Source organism: Nonomuraea roseola, from assembly GCF_039535395.1.
Taxonomy (GTDB): Bacteria; Actinomycetota; Actinomycetes; order Streptosporangiales; family Streptosporangiaceae; genus Nonomuraea; species Nonomuraea roseola.
The window spans coordinates 283,549-299,895 of record NZ_BAAAXC010000013.1; the positions used below are offsets into that span (position 1 = coordinate 283,549).

A 16,347-nucleotide genomic window follows, 5' to 3' on the forward strand; every position below is an offset into this window, starting at 1 on the left:
TGCTCGCTCGCCCCGATCACCAGTTACCGGTCTCAGGGCCCATCGCGCCGTACTCCACCTTGCCATCCCTGGCGTACGTGCTGATGAGAACCCCGGTGTCCGACGCCGCGGTGTCGACGAGCCTGAGCCCGGACGGCATGGTCCCTTCGGCGAAGAGCCGCTTGCCCGAGCCGACGAGCACGGGGAAGACCAGCATGTGGAAGCTGTCGACGAGGTCGTACGCGAGCAGCGTCTGGATCAGCCGCCCGCTGCCGTGGACCTGGATCTCGCCGCCCTCGCCCTGCTTGAGCTCGCCGACCGCCTTCGCCACGTCACCGGTGAGCAGCGTCGAGTTCTGCCACGACACGCTTTCCAGCGTGCGCGACGCGACGTACTTGCGCAGGCTGTTCATCCTGGCCCCGATCGGGTCGTCGGCGCCTGCCAGCGGCCAGGTGGCGGCGAAGGTGTCGTAGGTCCTGCGTCCGAGCAGGAGCGCGCCCGCCCTTCCGACCAGCGCGGCCATCCGCTGGATGAGCTGCTGGTCCATGTGCGGTACGGCCCAGCCACCGTGCTCGAATCCGCCGTCGCGGTCCTCGTCGCCGCCGCCCGGGGCCTGCATGACGCCGTCCAGGGACACGAACGTGGTCACCACCAGTGTGCGCATGTCGATTCCTCCGCTGTACCTGTCGGGGAGGACGTCGGTGGTGACGCCCTCACCACCTACGGCGAACGAGAGGGGCGGGGATCGACACCATGCGCGAGACCGACGGCGAACGCCGGACATGAAGACGCCCGCCGTACCGGAAGGTGCGGCGGGCGACGACCTCAGCCCAGCGAGATCGACTCTCCGTCGATCTTGAAGGGGACCTCGGGCAGCGGCTTGGTGGCGGGTCCGTCCTTGACCGACCCGTCCTCGATGCTGAACTTGCTGCCATGGCAGGGACAGTCGATCGTCCCGTTCCCGACCGACGCCACCGGGCACCCCTTGTGGGTGCAGAGGGCGCTGAAACACTTGAACTCGCCGGCGACCGGCTGGGTCACGACGACCTTCTGCTCCTTGAAGATCGTCCCGCCTCCGACCGGCACCTCGGCCTTCGTCGTCAGCGCCGCCGCACCGCCCGTGTCTCCACTGGCGGACGCGGAGGCGGAGGCGGACGCGGAGGGCGCCGCCGAACCGGCCGACGCCTGCGGGGCCGCGCTGGTCACCGCCTCGCCGTCGCCACCACATGCCGCCAGCATCACGGCCATGCCGCCCGCTCCCACACCCGCGATAACCGTCCTGCGGCTCTTAAGATCGTCTCGCATGCGAACAAACCAACCGCAGACAGCTGAGAAAATTGTGAAAGGACGCGCTCTAACCCAGCGAGATCTTCTCGCCGTCGACCGTGATCTTCTTCTCTGCCAGCGCCTTGGTCGCGGGCCCGTTGGCGACGGAGCCGTCGGCGATGTTGTACTTGCTGCCGTGGCAGGGGCAGTTGATGGTGCCGTCCTCGACGCTGTCCACCGGACACCCCTGGTGGGTGCAGATGGCCGAGAAGCACTTGAACTCGCCCGCTGAGGGCTGCGTCACCACGACCTTCTGCTGGGCGAAGACCTTGCCACCGCCCTCGGGGATGTCGGCCGTACTGGCCAGTTCCTCCCCTGCGGGCTTCTTTGCCTTCTTCGACTTCGTGGGCTCGGGGGCCGACGAATCCGACTGCGTGGGCTCCTGCTCGGCCACGGTGTCGGCCGGCTGGCCGTAACCGGCGCAGGCGGTGAGCAGCGCGCCCAGGCTCACACCCCCGGCTCCCAGCACCACCGCGCGACGTGTCGTCTCTGCCATGATGATCACCCTCCAGGTTCGCTGTCTCTTCTCAGGTACGGCAGCGCGTGCGCGCCGGTTCAGCCTCCCCTGAGCCGATCCCTCGCACCAGGCAGTTTTACGGGTTCACAGGATGACGATTCCGTCGCCCTCGACCTTGAGAGGGAACTCCGCCAGCGGCGCCTTGGCCGGGCCCTTGAGGCACTTGCCGCTGTCGAGGGCGAACTCGCTGCCGTGGCAGGGGCAGGTCATCACGCCGTCCTCGGGGCGCCCCACCGAGCAGCCCTTGTGCGGGCAGTTGGCGGTGAACGCCTTGAAGACGCCCGAGGTGGGCTGAGTGATCACGATCTTCCACTCGTTGATCACCTTGCCGCCGCCCACCGGGACGTCCGCCTTCTTGGCGATGACCTTGCCCTTGATGCCGGGCGGCACGATGGCCGCGGCGCTGCCGTCGGCGCCCGCGCACCCCGCCAGCGCCGCTCCGCACACGGCCACGCCCGTCGCTCCCAGCACCTCACGCCGACCCCATGCGGGCATGCCGCTACCCCGCTCCTCGCCTGCCATGTCGCCCCTCCGCGATCCCCCGACGCCCATGTCAGGCCGGGCCTTTACCTTCTGTTCAGCCTATTGAGACCCCCCGGCGGTCCCGAATCCGGGCCCCTGCCGGGGATCGCGCGGGCGTCAGACGGAAAGGATCTTGCGCAGGAAGCGGCCCGTGTGGCTCTCGTCCACGAGCGCCACCTCTTCGGGCGTGCCCGATGCCACCAGGGTGCCGCCGCGGGAACCGCCCTCGGGGCCCATGTCGATGACCCAGTCGGCCGTCTTGATCACGTCGAGGTTGTGCTCGATCACGATGACCGTGTTGCCGCCGTCGACCAGCCGCCCGAGAACGCCCAGCAGCCGCCTGATGTCCTCGAAGTGCAGACCGGTGGTCGGCTCGTCGAGCACGTAGATCGTCCGGCCGGTCTGGCGGCGCTGCAGCTCGGAGGCGAGCTTCACGCGCTGCGCCTCACCACCCGACAGCGTGGTCGCGGGCTGGCCGAGCCGCACGTAGCCCAGGCCGACGTCGTTGAGGGTCTGCAGGTGCCGCTTGATCGCCGGGATGGCTTCGAAGAACGACAGCGCCTCCTCGATCGGCATGTCGAGGACCTCGGAGATGGTCTTGCCCTTGTAGTGGACCTCCAGCGTCTCCCTGTTGTAACGGGCGCCGTGGCAGACCTCGCAGGGGACGTAGACGTCGGGCAGGAAGTTCATCTCGATCTTGATGGTGCCGTCGCCCGCGCACGCCTCGCAGCGCCCGCCCTTGACGTTGAAGCTGAAGCGCCCCGGCTGGTAGCCGCGCACCTTCGCCTCGGTCGTGGCCGCGAACAGCTTGCGGACGTGGTCGAACACCCCTGTGTAGGTCGCGGGGTTGGAGCGCGGGGTGCGCCCGATCGGCGACTGGTCGACGTGGACCACCTTGTCGACCTGGTCCATGCCGTTGACCCGCGAGTGACGGCCGGGCACCGTGCGGGCGCCGTTGAGCTCCTTGGCCAGGGCGTTGTAGAGGATGTCGTTGACCAGCGTGGACTTGCCCGAGCCCGACACACCGGTGACCGCGGTGAACACCCCGAGCGGGAAGTCGATGTCGACGCCCTTCAGGTTGTGCTCACGGGCGCCCTTCACCGTGATCTGCCGCTTCTTGTCGCGCTTGCGGCGCTTGGCGGGAACGGCGATGGACCTGCGGCCCGACAGGTAGGCGCCGGTCATCGACTCCTCGCTGTCGAGGAGGTCCTGGACGGTGCCCGAGACCACGACCTGGCCGCCGTGCTCGCCCGCGCCCGGACCGATGTCGACCACCCAGTCGGCGGCGGCGATGGTGTCCTCGTCGTGCTCGACGACGATCAGCGTGTTGCCCATGTCGCGCAGCCTGATCAGGGTGTCGAGAAGGCGCATGTTGTCGCGCTGGTGCAGGCCGATGGACGGCTCGTCGAGGACGTAGAGCACGCCCACCAGGCCGGAGCCGATCTGCGTGGCCAGGCGGATGCGCTGCGCCTCGCCACCTGCCAGGGTGCCGGCCGCGCGGTCCATCGTGAGGTAGTCGAGGCCGACGTCGAGCAGGAAGCCCATGCGGGCGTTGATCTCCTTGACCACCCGCTCGGCGATGTGCATGTCGCGGTCGGACAGCTTCAGCGAGGCGAGGAACTTGGCGCACTCGCCGATCGACATGCCCGAGACGTCGGCGATGGACCTGTCGGCGACGGTCACGGCCAGCGAGACCGGCTTGAGCCGCCGGCCCTCGCAGGTCGGGCACGGAATCTCGCGCATGTAGCCCTCGAAGCGCTCACGCGTGGAGTCGCTCTCGGCCTCGGCGTGCCTGCGCTGCACCCACGGGATCACGCCCTCGTAGGTGGTGTAGTAGGAGCGCTGCCTGCCGTAGCGGTTGCTGTAGCGGACGTGGACCTGCTCGTCGTGGCCGAAGAGCAGCGACTTCTGCGCCTTCTTCGACAGCTTCTCCCACGGGGTGTCGAGGTTGAAGCCCATGGTCAGGCCCAGCGCCTCGACCAGGCGCACGAAGTACTCGCTGGTGTGGCCGCCGGCCCAGGGGTTGAGCGCGCCGTCGCCGAGCGTCTTCTCGGGGTCGGGCACGACGAGGTCGGGGTCGACCTCCATCTTGGTGCCCAGGCCGGTGCACTCGGGGCAGGCGCCGAAGGGGGAGTTGAAGGAGAACGAGCGCGGCTCGAGCTCCTCGAACGACAGGTCGTCGTAGGGGCAGTAGAGGTGCTCGGAGTAGAAGCGCTCACGGCCGGGGTCGTCTTCGGGCAGGTCGACGAATTCGAGCGTGATCGTGCCGCCGGACAGTGTCAGCGCGGTCTCCACCGAGTCGGTCAGCCGCCTGCGCGAGGACTCCTTCACCGACAGCCGGTCGACGATGACCTCGATGTCGTGCTTCTCGTACTTCTTCAGCGTCGGCGGCTCTTCGAGGCGGATCACCGTGCCGTCGACCCTGGCCCTGGCGAAGCCCTTGGTCTGCAGCTCGCGGAACAGCTCGGCGTACTCGCCCTTGCGGCCCCTGACGACGGGGGCGAGCACCTGGAAGCGGGTGCCCTCCTCGAGCTCCATCACCCTGTCGACGATCTGCTGGGGGGTCTGCCTGGCGATCGGGCGGGCGCAGGCGGGACAGTGGGGCTTGCCGATGCGCGCCCACAGCAGCCTCAGGTAGTCGTAGACCTCGGTGATGGTGCCGACCGTGGAGCGGGGGTTGCGGCTGGTCGACTTCTGGTCGATGGAGACCGCGGGAGACAGACCCTCGATGAAGTCGACGTCGGGCTTGTCCATCTGGCCGAGGAACTGCCTGGCGTAGGAGGACAGGGACTCGACGTAGCGGCGCTGCCCCTCGGCGAAGATCGTGTCGAAGGCCAGGCTCGACTTGCCCGAGCCGGACAGCCCGGTGAAGACGATCAGGGAGTCTCGCGGAAGGTCCAGCGAGACGTCCTTGAGGTTGTGTTCACGTGCGCCACGCACGATCAAACGGTCTGCCACGGTGATCCCGACGTCGAAGGTGTTGATAGGTCCACGGGGGATGGTAGAGGGAGGGTCCGACAATTTCGGGGGTCCGCTGGCGCCCCGTCGGAAACTTCCCTCACCAGAGTACGGCTTTCTCCCGAGCCGGTACCGGTTCCTTGCAGGTTCAACCACGTGAACTGCGGCATTATGCCCGCATGAGCGTTCTCCCGTCCCTGCGTGCCGAGGTCGCGGCCGCCACCGACAGGCTCATGGCGACCGCCGCCGACCTGGGCGACGCCGACGTCACCGCACCCTCAGCGCTGCCGGGCTGGAGCAGAGGCCATGTGCTGGCCCACCTCGCCCGCAACGCCGACGGGCTGGTGAACCTGCTGCGCTGGGCCAGGACGGGGATCGAGACGCCGCAGTACCCGGACCCCGCCGCGCGGGCGGCCGAGATAGAGGAGGGAGCGGCGAGGCGGGCCGCCGAGCACCGCGCCGACCTGGAGCTCAGCGCCGCCCGGCTGGCCGCGGCGATCGAGGAGCTGCCGCAGCCCGCCTGGTCGGCCATGGTCCGCGCGCTCAGACCACCCCCGCACCCCGCCTGGTACGTGCTGGTCCGGCGGGTGCGCGAGCTGGAGCTCCACCATGTCGACCTCCGCGCCGGCTACACCCCCGGCGACTGGCCGGAGGCGTTCGTGCTGAGGGAGTTGCACGACTGCCTGGCCTGCTGGCCGTACGGCAGGAGCACGGTCGGCGCCATCGTGCTGGAGGAGCCCGCGCTGGAGTGGACCGAGCTTGGTCAGGGACCGGTGGTGCGGGGCACGGCCCGCGACGTGCTCGCCTGGCTGACCGGACGGTCGGCCGGGGAGAGGATTAGGGTGGGGTACGAGGGGCCGCGCGCCGAGGGCGACCGGCTGCCGTCGCCACCCCCTTGGCTGACCATGCCCGCCCCCGCGAACCTCCCGACGGCGCCTCCCGACACCTACCCAGAGGAGAGCCCATGACTTACACAGGCGATGTTCAGGTAGGCGGCCCCGCCGACGTGCGGGAGCTGTCCAAGCTCACCGTCACCAAACTCGCCGTGGGCCCGTTCGACAACAACGCCTACCTGCTGCGCTGCACGGACACCGGCGAGGGGGTGCTCATCGACGCCGCCGCCGAGCCCGACAGGCTGCTCGCGCTGATCACCGACCAGCCCCTTGCCGCCGTGGTGACCACCCACCAGCACGGCGACCACTGGCAGGGGCTCGAGCAGGTGGTCAAGGTGACGGGCGCGGCGACCATCGCCCACCCGCTCGACGCGGGCGCTCTGCCGATCGCGCCCGACCGGCTGGTGGAGCACGGCGACAGGATCTCGGTGGGCGTGGTCACGCTCGAGGTCATCCACCTGCGCGGCCACACGCCCGGCTCGATCGCGCTGCTCTACGACGGCGGCGACGGCCAGCAGCACCTGTTCACCGGCGACTCGCTGTTTCCCGGCGGCGTGGGCAACACGGGCAAGGACCCCGAGCGCTTCACCCAGCTCTACGACGACGTGGTGGAGCGGCTCTTCGACCGGCTGCCCGACCAGACCTGGGTGTACCCGGGCCACGGCAAGGACACCACCCTGGGCGCGGAGCGGCCCTCACTGCCCGAGTGGCGGGCCCGCGGCTGGTAGCCGCGCTTCTCGTGTACGGCAGACGCTGGCGGCCCTCCGTTGCGGCGGCGCGGCGGCGGCTCCCCGGAGCGTCCCCTGGACGGAGCGGCACCGGTGACCGCGGGGGGCGTTGGGGGCCTGCCGTACAGGATGACGGTCAGGAACCGGAGAGGATGCGGACGATGCGGTCGGCGGCGGCCCCGGGATCGGCGGTGCTGGCCAGCACCTCGCCCCACGACCACCGGTAGAACCAGCCCTCGTCCAGCGCGACGCAGTCGACGGTCTCGGTGAGGTGGCCGGGGCCCGGCTCGCCGACCCGCAGCGAAGGCGGGTCGGCGCGCAGACGGGTGGAGAGCCCGCGCAGTTCGAGCTCGCCGGCCAGCCGGCCGAGGAAGTAGGTGCGGGTGTGCTCGCGCATGCTCCCATTGAAGCCCAGCGAGCACGCCCTCAGCAGGCGCGGGCGCTCGTCAGTCGCCGACGCTCGCGGATTCCTTGCGCTCCTTGCGCTGCTCACGCTTGAAGAACAGCACCCGCAGCGGGATCGCCGTGACGAGCGCGATCTGCATGGTGGCGCCGACCTGGATGAGCGTGTCGCCGCCCTGCGGCCAGGCCGCCCACGTCGTGAGGCAGGCCACGTTGATCATGATCCAGGCGAGCACGACCGCCGCCAGTTGCCCCTTGGGCTTGGGGTATTCGATGCGGCTCACCATCAGCCACGCGACCGCGAGCACCGCGGCCAGCGAGAACCAGTTGGGCTGGAACAGCAGCACGATCGAGACGACCGTCATCGCGCCCATCGGGATGGGCAGACCCATGAAGTCGCCGCTCTTGGTCTTGACGCAGGCGAAGCGGGCCAGTCGCACGCAGCCCGCGATGAGGACCGAGGCCGCGGCCACGATCACCGCCGTGAGCGGCAGTTTGCCGGTGAAGCCGCCCCAGATGACGACCATGAAGGCGGGCGCGAAGCCGAAGCTGATCACGTCGGCCAGGTTGTCGAGCTCGGCGCCCATGGCCGAGGCGCGGAAACGCCGCGCCACCAGGCCGTCGAACAGGTCGCAGGTGGCTCCGATGAGCAGCAGGACCACCGCGGTGGCGAAGTAGCGAGGGTCGGGCAGGAAGCCGTCTCCCGCCTTCAGCGCCTGGATGGCCGAGGAGGCGAGCACGCACACGGCGAGGAAGCCGCACAGCGCGTTGCCGAGGGACAGCGAGTCGGCCGCGGAGAGCCGGAAGGCCTTGCCCACCGGTCCGCGCGGCTCCTCGTCGTCGGCCTGCCAGCTTCCAGCGTCAGCCGCGGTCAATGGGAGTCACCCCCGCCACCGTCTTGTCGCCCACGGTCACCGCGGGTGAGATTCCTTCGGGAAGGTAGATGTCGACGCGCGAGCCGAACCTGATGAGGCCGATCCGCTCCGTCTGCGAGAGCTTGTCCCCGACGTTCACGTACGGCACGATCCTGCGCGCCACCGCGCCCGCGATCTGCACCATCTCGATGTCGCCGAGCGCGGTCTCGAAATGCCACACCACGCGCTCGTTCTGGTCGCTGTCCTTGTTGAAAGCCGGCAGGAACCCACCCGCCACATGCTGCACGGAGGTGACAGTTCCCGCAAGGGGTGCCCTGTTGACGTGCACGTTCAGCGGACTCATGAAGATCGCGACGCGCGTGCGCCCGTCCGGCCAGGAGTCGATGCTCTGCACGACGCCGTCGGCTGGAGAGAGGATCCTTCCCTCCCCCGGCACACGGTCGGGGTCGCGGAAGAACCAGAGCATGGCTCCGGTGAGCGCGGTCAGCGGCACGGCCGCCACACCCCAGCGCCGGTCACGGCGGCTGAGAAGCGTCGTGGCGGCCGCGGCGGCCACGGTCGGGAAGAGCCATGGAGACACACCGCGGGCAAGCCGCACGCGGCGGCTCTGCAGGCGGCTTGCGGAATCGTCTGACACTGACAACCTTTGATGGTGACTATGGACGGGCGCTTTGCCGAGATGTTACAGAACTCGAAACCCTTACACGAAGCAAAGCGCCTTTGACCACCGTCGCGCTAGCCCTCGTTGGCACTCGCGGAGGTGGGAATTTCCTTCCCCTTCCGCGCGTCGCTCCGCGACTTCAGCAGGCTCGCCACGGTGGTGACGACCATCGTCACGCCGATCACGGACAGGGACACCCAGATGGGCACCTCGGGAGCCCACGACACATGGCTGGCGTGCAGGGCCTCCAGAATCAGCTTAACCCCGATGAAGCCCAGGATGAACGCCAGACCGTAACTGATGTAGACGAGCCGCTGCAGCAGTCCGCCCAGCAGGAAGTAGAGCTGACGCAGCCCCATCAGCGCAAAGGCGTTGGCGGTGAAGACGATGAAGGGGTCCTGCGTGAGGCCGAAGATGGCCGGAATCGAGTCGAGCGCGAACAGCAGGTCGGTGGTGCCGATGGCGACCATGACGATCAGCATCGGGGTGACCATGCGCCTGCCGTCGATCTTGACGGTCACCTTGTGGCCGACGTAGTCGGGCGTCGTGGGGAAGGCCCTGCGCACCCAGCGCAGCAGCGCGTTCTCGCTGAACTCGTCCTCGTCGTGGCCGTGCTGGCGGATCAGGTTGATCGCGGTGTAGAGCAGGAAGGCGCCGAAGACGTAGAACAGCCAGCTGAACCTCTGCAGCGCCGCCGCGCCGAGCGCGATGAAGATGCCGCGCATGACCAGCGCCATCAGGATGCCGACGAGCAGCACCCTGTGCTGGTAGACCTTCGGAACGGCGAAGCGTCCCATGATGATGAAGAAGATGAAGAGGTTGTCGACGCTGAGGCTGTATTCGGTGATGTAGCCGGCGAAGAACTGTCCCGCATGGGTCGCGCCCTGAGTCGCCCAGAGGATGATGCCGAAGATGATGGCCAGAAGCACGTAGAAGCTGACCCAGAAACCGGCCTGCTTCATCGAGAACTCGCGGGCCTCACCGCGGTCGACGATCCACAGGTCTACGGCGATGACGACAAGCAGACCGACGATGACGACGACCCAAGCCCACAACGGCTCACCCACAGTGATACCAACCCTCCGGCGCGCATGACTGACAGCCGGAGGTCTCTCCCGCCCACACGATGAAGTGGACCGGCAGCCCCGGGAGCCCCGTGGAGCGGGGCGAACCGTGATGACGAGGCTGTCGCGAAGGGATACTCCCCTCCCTAACCCAAGCAGTATAGGAGAACGCCCCTGCCCCGCCTAATCATCCCCTGTCACCGACCGACCCCCCGAGAGCCCTCGAATTCAGCCCTCCTCCCCTTCCCGCCACCCGCCGACACCGGGAGCGACCACCCACCCCCTCCCGCCACCGGCCGACACCGGAGAGTCTCCTTCCCCGCGGCTGCCGGTCGGCGTCCAGCCGGCAGGGAAGGACCTGCCTACTTCTTCCCACCGCCGGTGGGCGCCGGGTAGGCCGCGAGCACCGCCTCGACCGCGTCCGCGGCGTCGGGGAGCTCTGCTCCCCTTCGCGCCGCGGCCTGCGCCCGTCGCCGCCGTTCGGCCGGGTCGTCGATCAGCTCGCGTACGGCCGCGCGCATCGCATCCACGTCCCCGTACGGCACCAGCACCCCCGCGTCACCCATCAGCTCGGGAATTCCCCCCACGGCGGTGGCGACGACGGGCTTGCCCGCCATGAGCGCCTCGCTCAAACTCAGCGGCTGGCCCTCCCAACGGCTCGGCCACACGACCAGCGTGGCGGCGGCGAGCAGGTCGGGGATGTCGTCCCTGTTGCCGAGCAGGCGCACCGGCAACCGCTCGGCGTCGATCCTCGCCTGCAACGCCGCACGCAGCGGTCCCTCCCCCGCCACGAGGAACAACGGCTGCCCGATGGAGACCGAACCTCGCGATCCCCTGCGGCCGGCACCACCGAAGTCACCCGAGCGGCCCTCACCCTCACGGTCACCCCCAGCGCCGCCTTCACCGCCGGCGTCTCCCTCGGTGTCGTCCTGGCCTCGAGCCTCACCCCTGGTGCCGGCATCACGGCCAGCCACTCCCCCGGTGTCACCTTCACCTCGAACATCACCGCTGGTGTCAGCCCCACCGCCAGCCACTCCCCCGGTGTCGCCCTCACCCGGAGCGCCACCTGCGGTATCGCCGTCACCGCCGCCCCCGGTGCCGCCGGCGTCTCCGGGGGCGCACTCAGCCGCGACGTCGAGCAAGGTGTCGAGGCCCTTCTGCTGGGCCAGCCGCGCGATCGTCAGCACCACAGGCCGTCCCGCCGCCCCCAGCTCCTCCAGCACCTCAGGCACAGGCCTGGTGGCCGCCCGCAGCGGCGGCGCCGGCACCACGGCGGCGCGCACGTCGCGTGCCCCCAGCGCGCGCATCCTGTCGCCCAGGTCGGGCGAGACGGTCAGCACCCGATCGGCCCCGCGCGCCACGACGCGCTCCAGCACCGCGTAGACCGCCCCGACCAGCCCACCGGCGGTCAGCGCGTTGTGCAGGGTCACCACCAGCGGCGTGCGCCCTCCCGCCAGCGCCGCGAGGGCCCCCGCCCGCAGACCGTGGGCATGGGCGACATCCGCCTCCTTCAGGCAGCGCCTGATGCGCGCCACCGCCCTGACGTCGTTGACCGGATGCGGCCGATCCGAGACCTGCACGGGCACGAACACCGCCCCGGCCGCGCGGAAGCCGAACTGCTCCTCCACGCTGCGGGGGCCGACGACCAGCACCTGGTGTCCGCGCCGCAGCAGCCCTTCGGCCAGCATCATGACGTGCCTGCCCGTGCCGCCCGAGGTCGTGCCGAGCACGAAGGCCACCCGCATCGTCAACCACCCATCCGTGACTCGTCACGTCGTCGCCGCAGCACCATTCCCGCCAGCGCCGCCGCGTCGGCCCTGTCGACCAGGGCGACGACCGCCGCGCCGACGGCCAACGCCACGCAGCCAGCCAGCAGCGCGAGGCCTGTCAGGGCGAGCAGGCCGGTCGCCGGAACCAGGGCCACCAGCGCCGAGCCCGCCGCGAACCCCGCGCCACCGCCCACGAAGGCGGCCAGGGTCGCGCGGGCCACACCCTCCACCGGCGCGGACCCCCTCGCCCTCGCCACGGCGGCCAGCAGCCAGGCGCCGCCCACCGTCATGCCCGCGGTCATGCCGAGCGCCAGGCCGCCGACCTGCCAGCCCTCGGGGAAGGCCAGGACGAAGCCCACCTGGGCGAGCATCGCCACCACCCACCCCACCACGGTGCCCGTCGCCGCCGCCCTGCCTCTGCCCGCCGCGTAGAGGACTCTGCTGAGGTGGGCGATCAGCCCGTAGCCGACCAGGCCAGGAGCGAACAGCGCGATCGCGCGGGCCAGCTCGGGCGGGGGCACGTCGGTCAGCGACCCGAGGAAGACGACCGCTCCCGGGCCCGCGGCAGCGGCCAGCGCGCCTGCGGCCAGGCCCGAGACCAGCACGACCGCCCTGGTCGTGCGGGCGGCCAGCGCGGCGAAGGGCTCCCACGCCTGCCCGGCCGCGTGCGCGGACAGCCCGGGGAAGGTGCTGGTGGCGATCGGTACGGCCAGCACCGCGTAGGGCACGAGGTAGATGGCCCACGCGTAGTTGTAGACGACGAGCGCTCCGCCGCCGATGGCGTTGTTCGAGAGCAGCAGCACCACGACCATCGTGGCCTGCTGGGCGAGCAGCCCCGCGATGCCCGCCATGGCCAGGGCGCGGACCTGGGCCGCCACCCCCTCGGGGAAGCGCAGCGTGGGCCGCAGCCTGAGGCGCAGGCCGAGGGCGGGCCCTGTGACGGTGAGGACGAGGGCGAGCACGCCGAGGCTGGTGCCGACCGACAGCGCGAGCTCGGCGGGGGTGGGCAGCGCGCCGGGGTCTCTGATGTCGCCGCTCAGCGGGACGAACAGCAGGTAGGCCACGATGACGACGATGCTGGAGACCAGGGGCGCGACCGCCGGGCCCGCGAAGCGCTGGTGCGACTGCAGGACGCCGTAGAGCACGACGGCCAGGCCGTACAGCGGGATCTGAGGGGCGAAGACCACCAGCATGCGGGTGGCCAGCGCGCTCACCGCGGCGGCGTCGCAGCCCACGAAGGAGAACAGCCCCATGACGGGACCGGCCAGCACGGCGGTCAGCACGGCCAGCGGCACCAGCACGACCAGCACCCAGGTGAGCAGCGCCGAGGTGATGCGGCCGACCTGCGCCCTGCCGGCCGCGCCCGCGAGGACGGGGACCACCATTCCGGCCAGCGCCCCGCCGACCACGACCTCGAAGACGATGTTGGGAATCTGGTTGGCCGTCGCGTAGGCCGTTCCGAGACAGTTGGTGCCGACGGTGCCGGCGAAGACGGCCTGCTTGGCGAAGCCGGTGATCCTGGCGAGGACCGTGATGGCGCCGATGAGCACGGCGGCGCCCGCCACCCCCCGCGTCACCACCCACCGCCTCCCTGAAGGGCCCCCGACATCAGAGGCCATCCTGGCAGACGCGACCGACAACTCACGCGGGGCGGCGGCCCAGCATGTCGATCCTGTCGAGCACCGGGTTGGCGGCGATGACCTTGGTGAAGCTGACCTTCTCCGACGCCGCGGTCAGCGCGGCCACCGTGCCCAGCAGGGCGAACCTGCCTCGGCGGCCCAGCGTGGTCACAGCGGCCAGGCCGAGCAGCGCGCCGAGCGCGTTGGCTCCCGCGTCGCCCAGCATGGCCTGCTCGCCGAGGTCCTCGGGCAGCAGCGCGGCTCCCGCGCCGAGCGGCACCGCGACCAGCGCGGCGCCGACCGCGTCGCGCCTGAGCAGGCAGGCCGCCAGCAGCGGGCCCCCTGCCATCAGCCCGACCTTGATGGCCCTGCCGGGACGCAGGTCGAACAGGTTGGCCAGGTTCGCGCTGCCCGCGATGGCCGCGCCGTTGACCAGGGTGTCGAGCGGGCCGCGCGAGACCAGGGCCGCCGCGCCGAGCCCGGTGGCTCCGATGCCGAAGATCTTGACGGCGCCGCTGGTGACCTGTCCTCTGGCCAGGGCCGACAGGTGGCCCTTGAAGCCCTTGGAGGAGGAGCCGCCGTAGAGGTCGTCGTAGGCGCCGAGGGCGCCGCTGCCGGCTCCCGCGAGCACGGCGGCCAGTCGCGCCTTGGCGGGGAGGCCGGGCGCGATCGCCAGCGCGCCGGCGGCGCCGGCGACGAAGGCGGGGCCCTCCAGCAGGGTGAGCGTCTCGCCCCTGTGGTTGGTGCGCTCCCACTCCTTGGAGCGCGCCTTGGCGGTGAGCGCGGTGTAGGCGGCCCTGGCCGCGACGGCACCGAGGACGGCGCCTGCGAGCGCGCCGAGCAGAGCACGAGCCATGTCAGCTCCCTGACGTGGTGGGCGAAGGGGTCGCGGCGGAGGAGGCCGGTTGGAACTCCGAGGCGTCGGGGCCGATGCCGTACTGGCCCGCGCGGCCGTCCAGCTGCTCCCGGAGAGAGTAGACGACCACGACACGGCCCGCGGGCATATCGAGGGTGTCGACGGTGGAGACCTTCGCGGCCACGTCGCCCGTGTCGCGCAGCGCGGCGATGACGCCGCCTGGCTGGGTCGCGGCCAGGATGCCCGCGAGCGAGGAGCCCTGGGAACCGTCGTCGAGCCCTCCTGCCAGCGAGACGAGCGCACCGGCCTGTGCCTGTGCCTTCTCCCCCGCGAACGGCGTGTCGGGAGCGAGGACCAGCGCGAGCGTTGCCCGCTTGGCCGGGGTGCCGTCGACGCTGAGCAGCCCTGCCTTCTCGAAGCCGTCGAGTACGCCCACCGTGGTGGTGTTCTCCGTGCCGGCCTGCGTGTCGTCGGCGGTGACGAGCGCGGCTGCCAGCACCGTGGCGGCGTTCTTGTACGGATCGGTGCCGGGCAGCGTGAGGCCCGCGGGCTTGAGCTGGGTCGTCAGCTGGTCGATGAAGTTGGCCTGCGTCGGGTCGAGGTACTTTTCGGCGATCGTGACCTGTCCGCTGATCGTGGCGCCCGCCTCGGTCAGCACCTGCACGCTCTGCTCGCGCAGCGTGCCCGAACTGCCCGGGGCGGCCACGAGCAGCACGCTCTCGCCGGTCAGCTGCGCCCGTACCAGCGCGGGGACCTCGGCGGTGACGAAGTCGTCGTTGCCCGCCTCCCTGGCCTGCAGCGCCGCCAGCTGGTCGCGGTACTCGCTGTTGGACTTGCGCAGATCGTCGGCGGTCTGCAGGGCCGACTCGATCGCCGGGTTGGACAGCAGCGTCGTGCCCATCACGATGCCGACGGCCAGCGCCAGGAAGATCGCGACGATGGAGACGAGGTGATAGCGGAAATCGATCACGAGAAGAGTCCGACCAACCAGAAGATGAAGGAGTTCCAGGCGTCTTGCAGGCTGATCAGCCATGTCTTGCCGATGGGCGAGATGAAGATCGCCACGCTCATGGTGATCATCGCGGTGATCACCAGCAGGATCAGCTGCGGGGTGGAGATGCGGCTGCGGTAGAGGCGGCTGACGCCCTTGGCGTCGATGAGTTTGCTGCCGACTATCAGCCTGGTGAGGAACGTGCTCGCCATGCCGGAGCGCCCCTTGTCGAGGAACTCCACCAGTGTCGCGTGGGTGCCGACGGCGACGATGAGCTCGGCCCCCTTGTCGTCGGCCAGCAGCATCGCGATGTCCTCGCTCGTGCCGGTGGAGGGGAAGATCACCGCTTCGCGCCCGAGCTGGTGGACCCGCTCGAGGCCGGGCGCGCGGCCGTCGCGGTAGGCGTGCACGACCAGCTCGGCGCCGCAGGTCAGCGCCTTGGCCGAGACGGAGTCGAAGTCGCCGACGATCAGGTCGGGCTGGTAGCCGGCCTCCAGCAGCGCGTCCGCGCCGCCGTCGACCCCGACGAGCACGGGCCTGTACTCCCTGATGTACGGCCGCAGCGTGGCGATGTCCTCTTTGTAGTGGTAGCCGCGCACCACGATCAGGACGTGCCTGTCCTCCATGGAGGTGCGGATGTCGGGCACGCCGACCCCGTCGATGAGGAGCTTGCCCTCGCCCCTGACGTACTCCATGGTGTTGACGGCGAAGGCCTCGATCTGCACTGCGAGCCCCGCTCGCGCCTCGGCGAGCGCCGCCTCGATCGTCTCGGGCGTCTGCACCTCGCCTTTGCCGATCACTTCCTCGTCGTGGTAGACGACGCCGTCGTGGAGCCTGACGACATCGCCGTCGCGCAGCCTCTCGAACAGCTCCGGCGTGGCGCCGTCCACGAAGGGCAGGCCGGCCTCGACGATGATCTGCGGGCCGAGGTTGGGGTAGCGGCCGCTGATGCCCGCGGCCACGTTCACCACCGCCGCCGCACCGCACGCGACCAGTGCCTCCGCGCTCACCCGGTCAACATCGACGTGATCGATAATCGCGATTTCACCGGACTTGAGGCGCTTGGTCAGCCTCTTCGTCCTTCGATCGATTCTCGCCACTGCCGTGACACCGGGAAGGTCGTTGACCTTCCTACCGCGGAGGCCCGGAATCTTGTTCGCCGGAACCTTCATCAAGACCATCCTGCC

General features: G+C 70.3%; 16 protein-coding genes. 2 read left to right on the top strand and 14 right to left on the bottom strand.

Annotated elements, in window-relative coordinates; all coding sequences use genetic code 11:
* Window positions 1-16: 16 nt before the first annotated feature.
* The 5 genes from ABFX55_RS18025 to uvrA all read right to left on the bottom strand — a co-directional run bounded on the left by ABFX55_RS18025 (window position 17) and on the right by uvrA (window position 5,302).
* The gene (locus ABFX55_RS18025; RefSeq protein WP_346122452.1) at window positions 17-643 is read right to left on the bottom strand and encodes a dihydrofolate reductase family protein; all 627 of its coding nucleotides are present in this window, start codon (window positions 641-643) and stop codon (window positions 17-19) included.
* A gap of 161 nt (window positions 644-804) precedes the next feature.
* Complete coding sequence (locus ABFX55_RS18030) at window positions 805-1,284, bottom strand: Rieske (2Fe-2S) protein (RefSeq protein ID WP_346122453.1); 480 nt, start codon at window positions 1,282-1,284, stop codon at window positions 805-807.
* Between the two features lie 49 nt (window positions 1,285-1,333).
* Window positions 1,334-1,801: a Rieske (2Fe-2S) protein gene (locus tag ABFX55_RS18035; RefSeq protein ID WP_346122455.1), complete on the bottom strand. Its 468-nt coding sequence runs from the start codon at window positions 1,799-1,801 to the stop codon at window positions 1,334-1,336.
* A gap of 105 nt (window positions 1,802-1,906) precedes the next feature.
* Complete coding sequence (locus ABFX55_RS18040) at window positions 1,907-2,317, bottom strand: Rieske (2Fe-2S) protein (RefSeq protein WP_246453722.1); 411 nt, start codon at window positions 2,315-2,317, stop codon at window positions 1,907-1,909.
* A gap of 144 nt (window positions 2,318-2,461) precedes the next feature.
* Entirely contained in the window at window positions 2,462-5,302 is a 2,841-nt protein-coding gene (gene uvrA, locus ABFX55_RS18045) for an excinuclease ABC subunit UvrA (RefSeq protein WP_346122457.1), read from the bottom strand.
* A 179-nt stretch (window positions 5,303-5,481) separates the two neighbouring features.
* Between uvrA and ABFX55_RS18050 the strand changes: the two genes are divergently transcribed.
* Together ABFX55_RS18050 and ABFX55_RS18055 are read left to right on the top strand one after the other, a co-directional pair.
* On the top strand, window positions 5,482-6,270 hold the full coding sequence (locus ABFX55_RS18050) for a maleylpyruvate isomerase family mycothiol-dependent enzyme (protein WP_346122459.1): 789 nt from the start codon (window positions 5,482-5,484) through the stop codon (window positions 6,268-6,270).
* Window positions 6,267-6,923: an MBL fold metallo-hydrolase gene (locus ABFX55_RS18055; protein WP_346122460.1), complete on the top strand. Its 657-nt coding sequence runs from the start codon at window positions 6,267-6,269 to the stop codon at window positions 6,921-6,923. Before ABFX55_RS18050 ends, ABFX55_RS18055 begins: the two co-directional genes overlap by 4 nt.
* Window positions 6,924-7,059: 136 nt before the next feature.
* On the opposite strand, the gene ABFX55_RS18060 is transcribed toward ABFX55_RS18055, so the two are convergent.
* The 9 genes from ABFX55_RS18060 to steA all read right to left on the bottom strand — a co-directional run bounded on the left by ABFX55_RS18060 (window position 7,060) and on the right by steA (window position 16,332).
* On the bottom strand, window positions 7,060-7,320 hold the full coding sequence (locus ABFX55_RS18060) for a hypothetical protein (RefSeq protein ID WP_183662030.1): 261 nt from the start codon (window positions 7,318-7,320) through the stop codon (window positions 7,060-7,062).
* A gap of 49 nt (window positions 7,321-7,369) precedes the next feature.
* Entirely contained in the window at window positions 7,370-8,200 is an 831-nt protein-coding gene (gene pssA / locus ABFX55_RS18065; RefSeq protein WP_346122462.1) for a CDP-diacylglycerol--serine O-phosphatidyltransferase, read from the bottom strand.
* On the bottom strand, window positions 8,187-8,780 hold the full coding sequence (locus ABFX55_RS18070) for a phosphatidylserine decarboxylase (RefSeq protein ID WP_376773320.1): 594 nt from the start codon (window positions 8,778-8,780) through the stop codon (window positions 8,187-8,189). The genes pssA and ABFX55_RS18070 overlap by 14 nt, the downstream gene beginning before the upstream one ends.
* A 155-nt stretch (window positions 8,781-8,935) precedes the next feature.
* Window positions 8,936-9,928 (bottom strand): TerC family protein, encoded by a 993-nt coding sequence (locus tag ABFX55_RS18075; RefSeq protein WP_379479244.1) that lies wholly within the window; start codon window positions 9,926-9,928, stop codon window positions 8,936-8,938.
* 359 nt (window positions 9,929-10,287) lie between these two features.
* Window positions 10,288-11,670: a glycosyltransferase family 4 protein gene (locus tag ABFX55_RS18080; protein WP_346122532.1), complete on the bottom strand. Its 1,383-nt coding sequence runs from the start codon at window positions 11,668-11,670 to the stop codon at window positions 10,288-10,290.
* 2 nt (window positions 11,671-11,672) lie between these two features.
* Entirely contained in the window at window positions 11,673-13,274 is a 1,602-nt protein-coding gene (murJ, locus tag ABFX55_RS18085) for a murein biosynthesis integral membrane protein MurJ (RefSeq protein ID WP_346122466.1), read from the bottom strand.
* A 61-nt stretch (window positions 13,275-13,335) separates the two neighbouring features.
* Window positions 13,336-14,169: a hypothetical protein gene (locus tag ABFX55_RS18090; protein WP_346122468.1), complete on the bottom strand. Its 834-nt coding sequence runs from the start codon at window positions 14,167-14,169 to the stop codon at window positions 13,336-13,338.
* A gap of 1 nt (window position 14,170) precedes the next feature.
* The gene (locus tag ABFX55_RS18095; RefSeq protein WP_346122470.1) at window positions 14,171-15,139 is read right to left on the bottom strand and encodes a copper transporter; all 969 of its coding nucleotides are present in this window, start codon (window positions 15,137-15,139) and stop codon (window positions 14,171-14,173) included.
* A complete protein-coding gene (gene steA, locus ABFX55_RS18100; protein WP_183662042.1) occupies window positions 15,136-16,332 on the bottom strand; it encodes a putative cytokinetic ring protein SteA in 1,197 nt (398 codons plus the stop codon). Before steA ends, ABFX55_RS18095 begins: the two co-directional genes overlap by 4 nt.
* Between the last annotated feature and the right edge of the window lie 15 nt (window positions 16,333-16,347).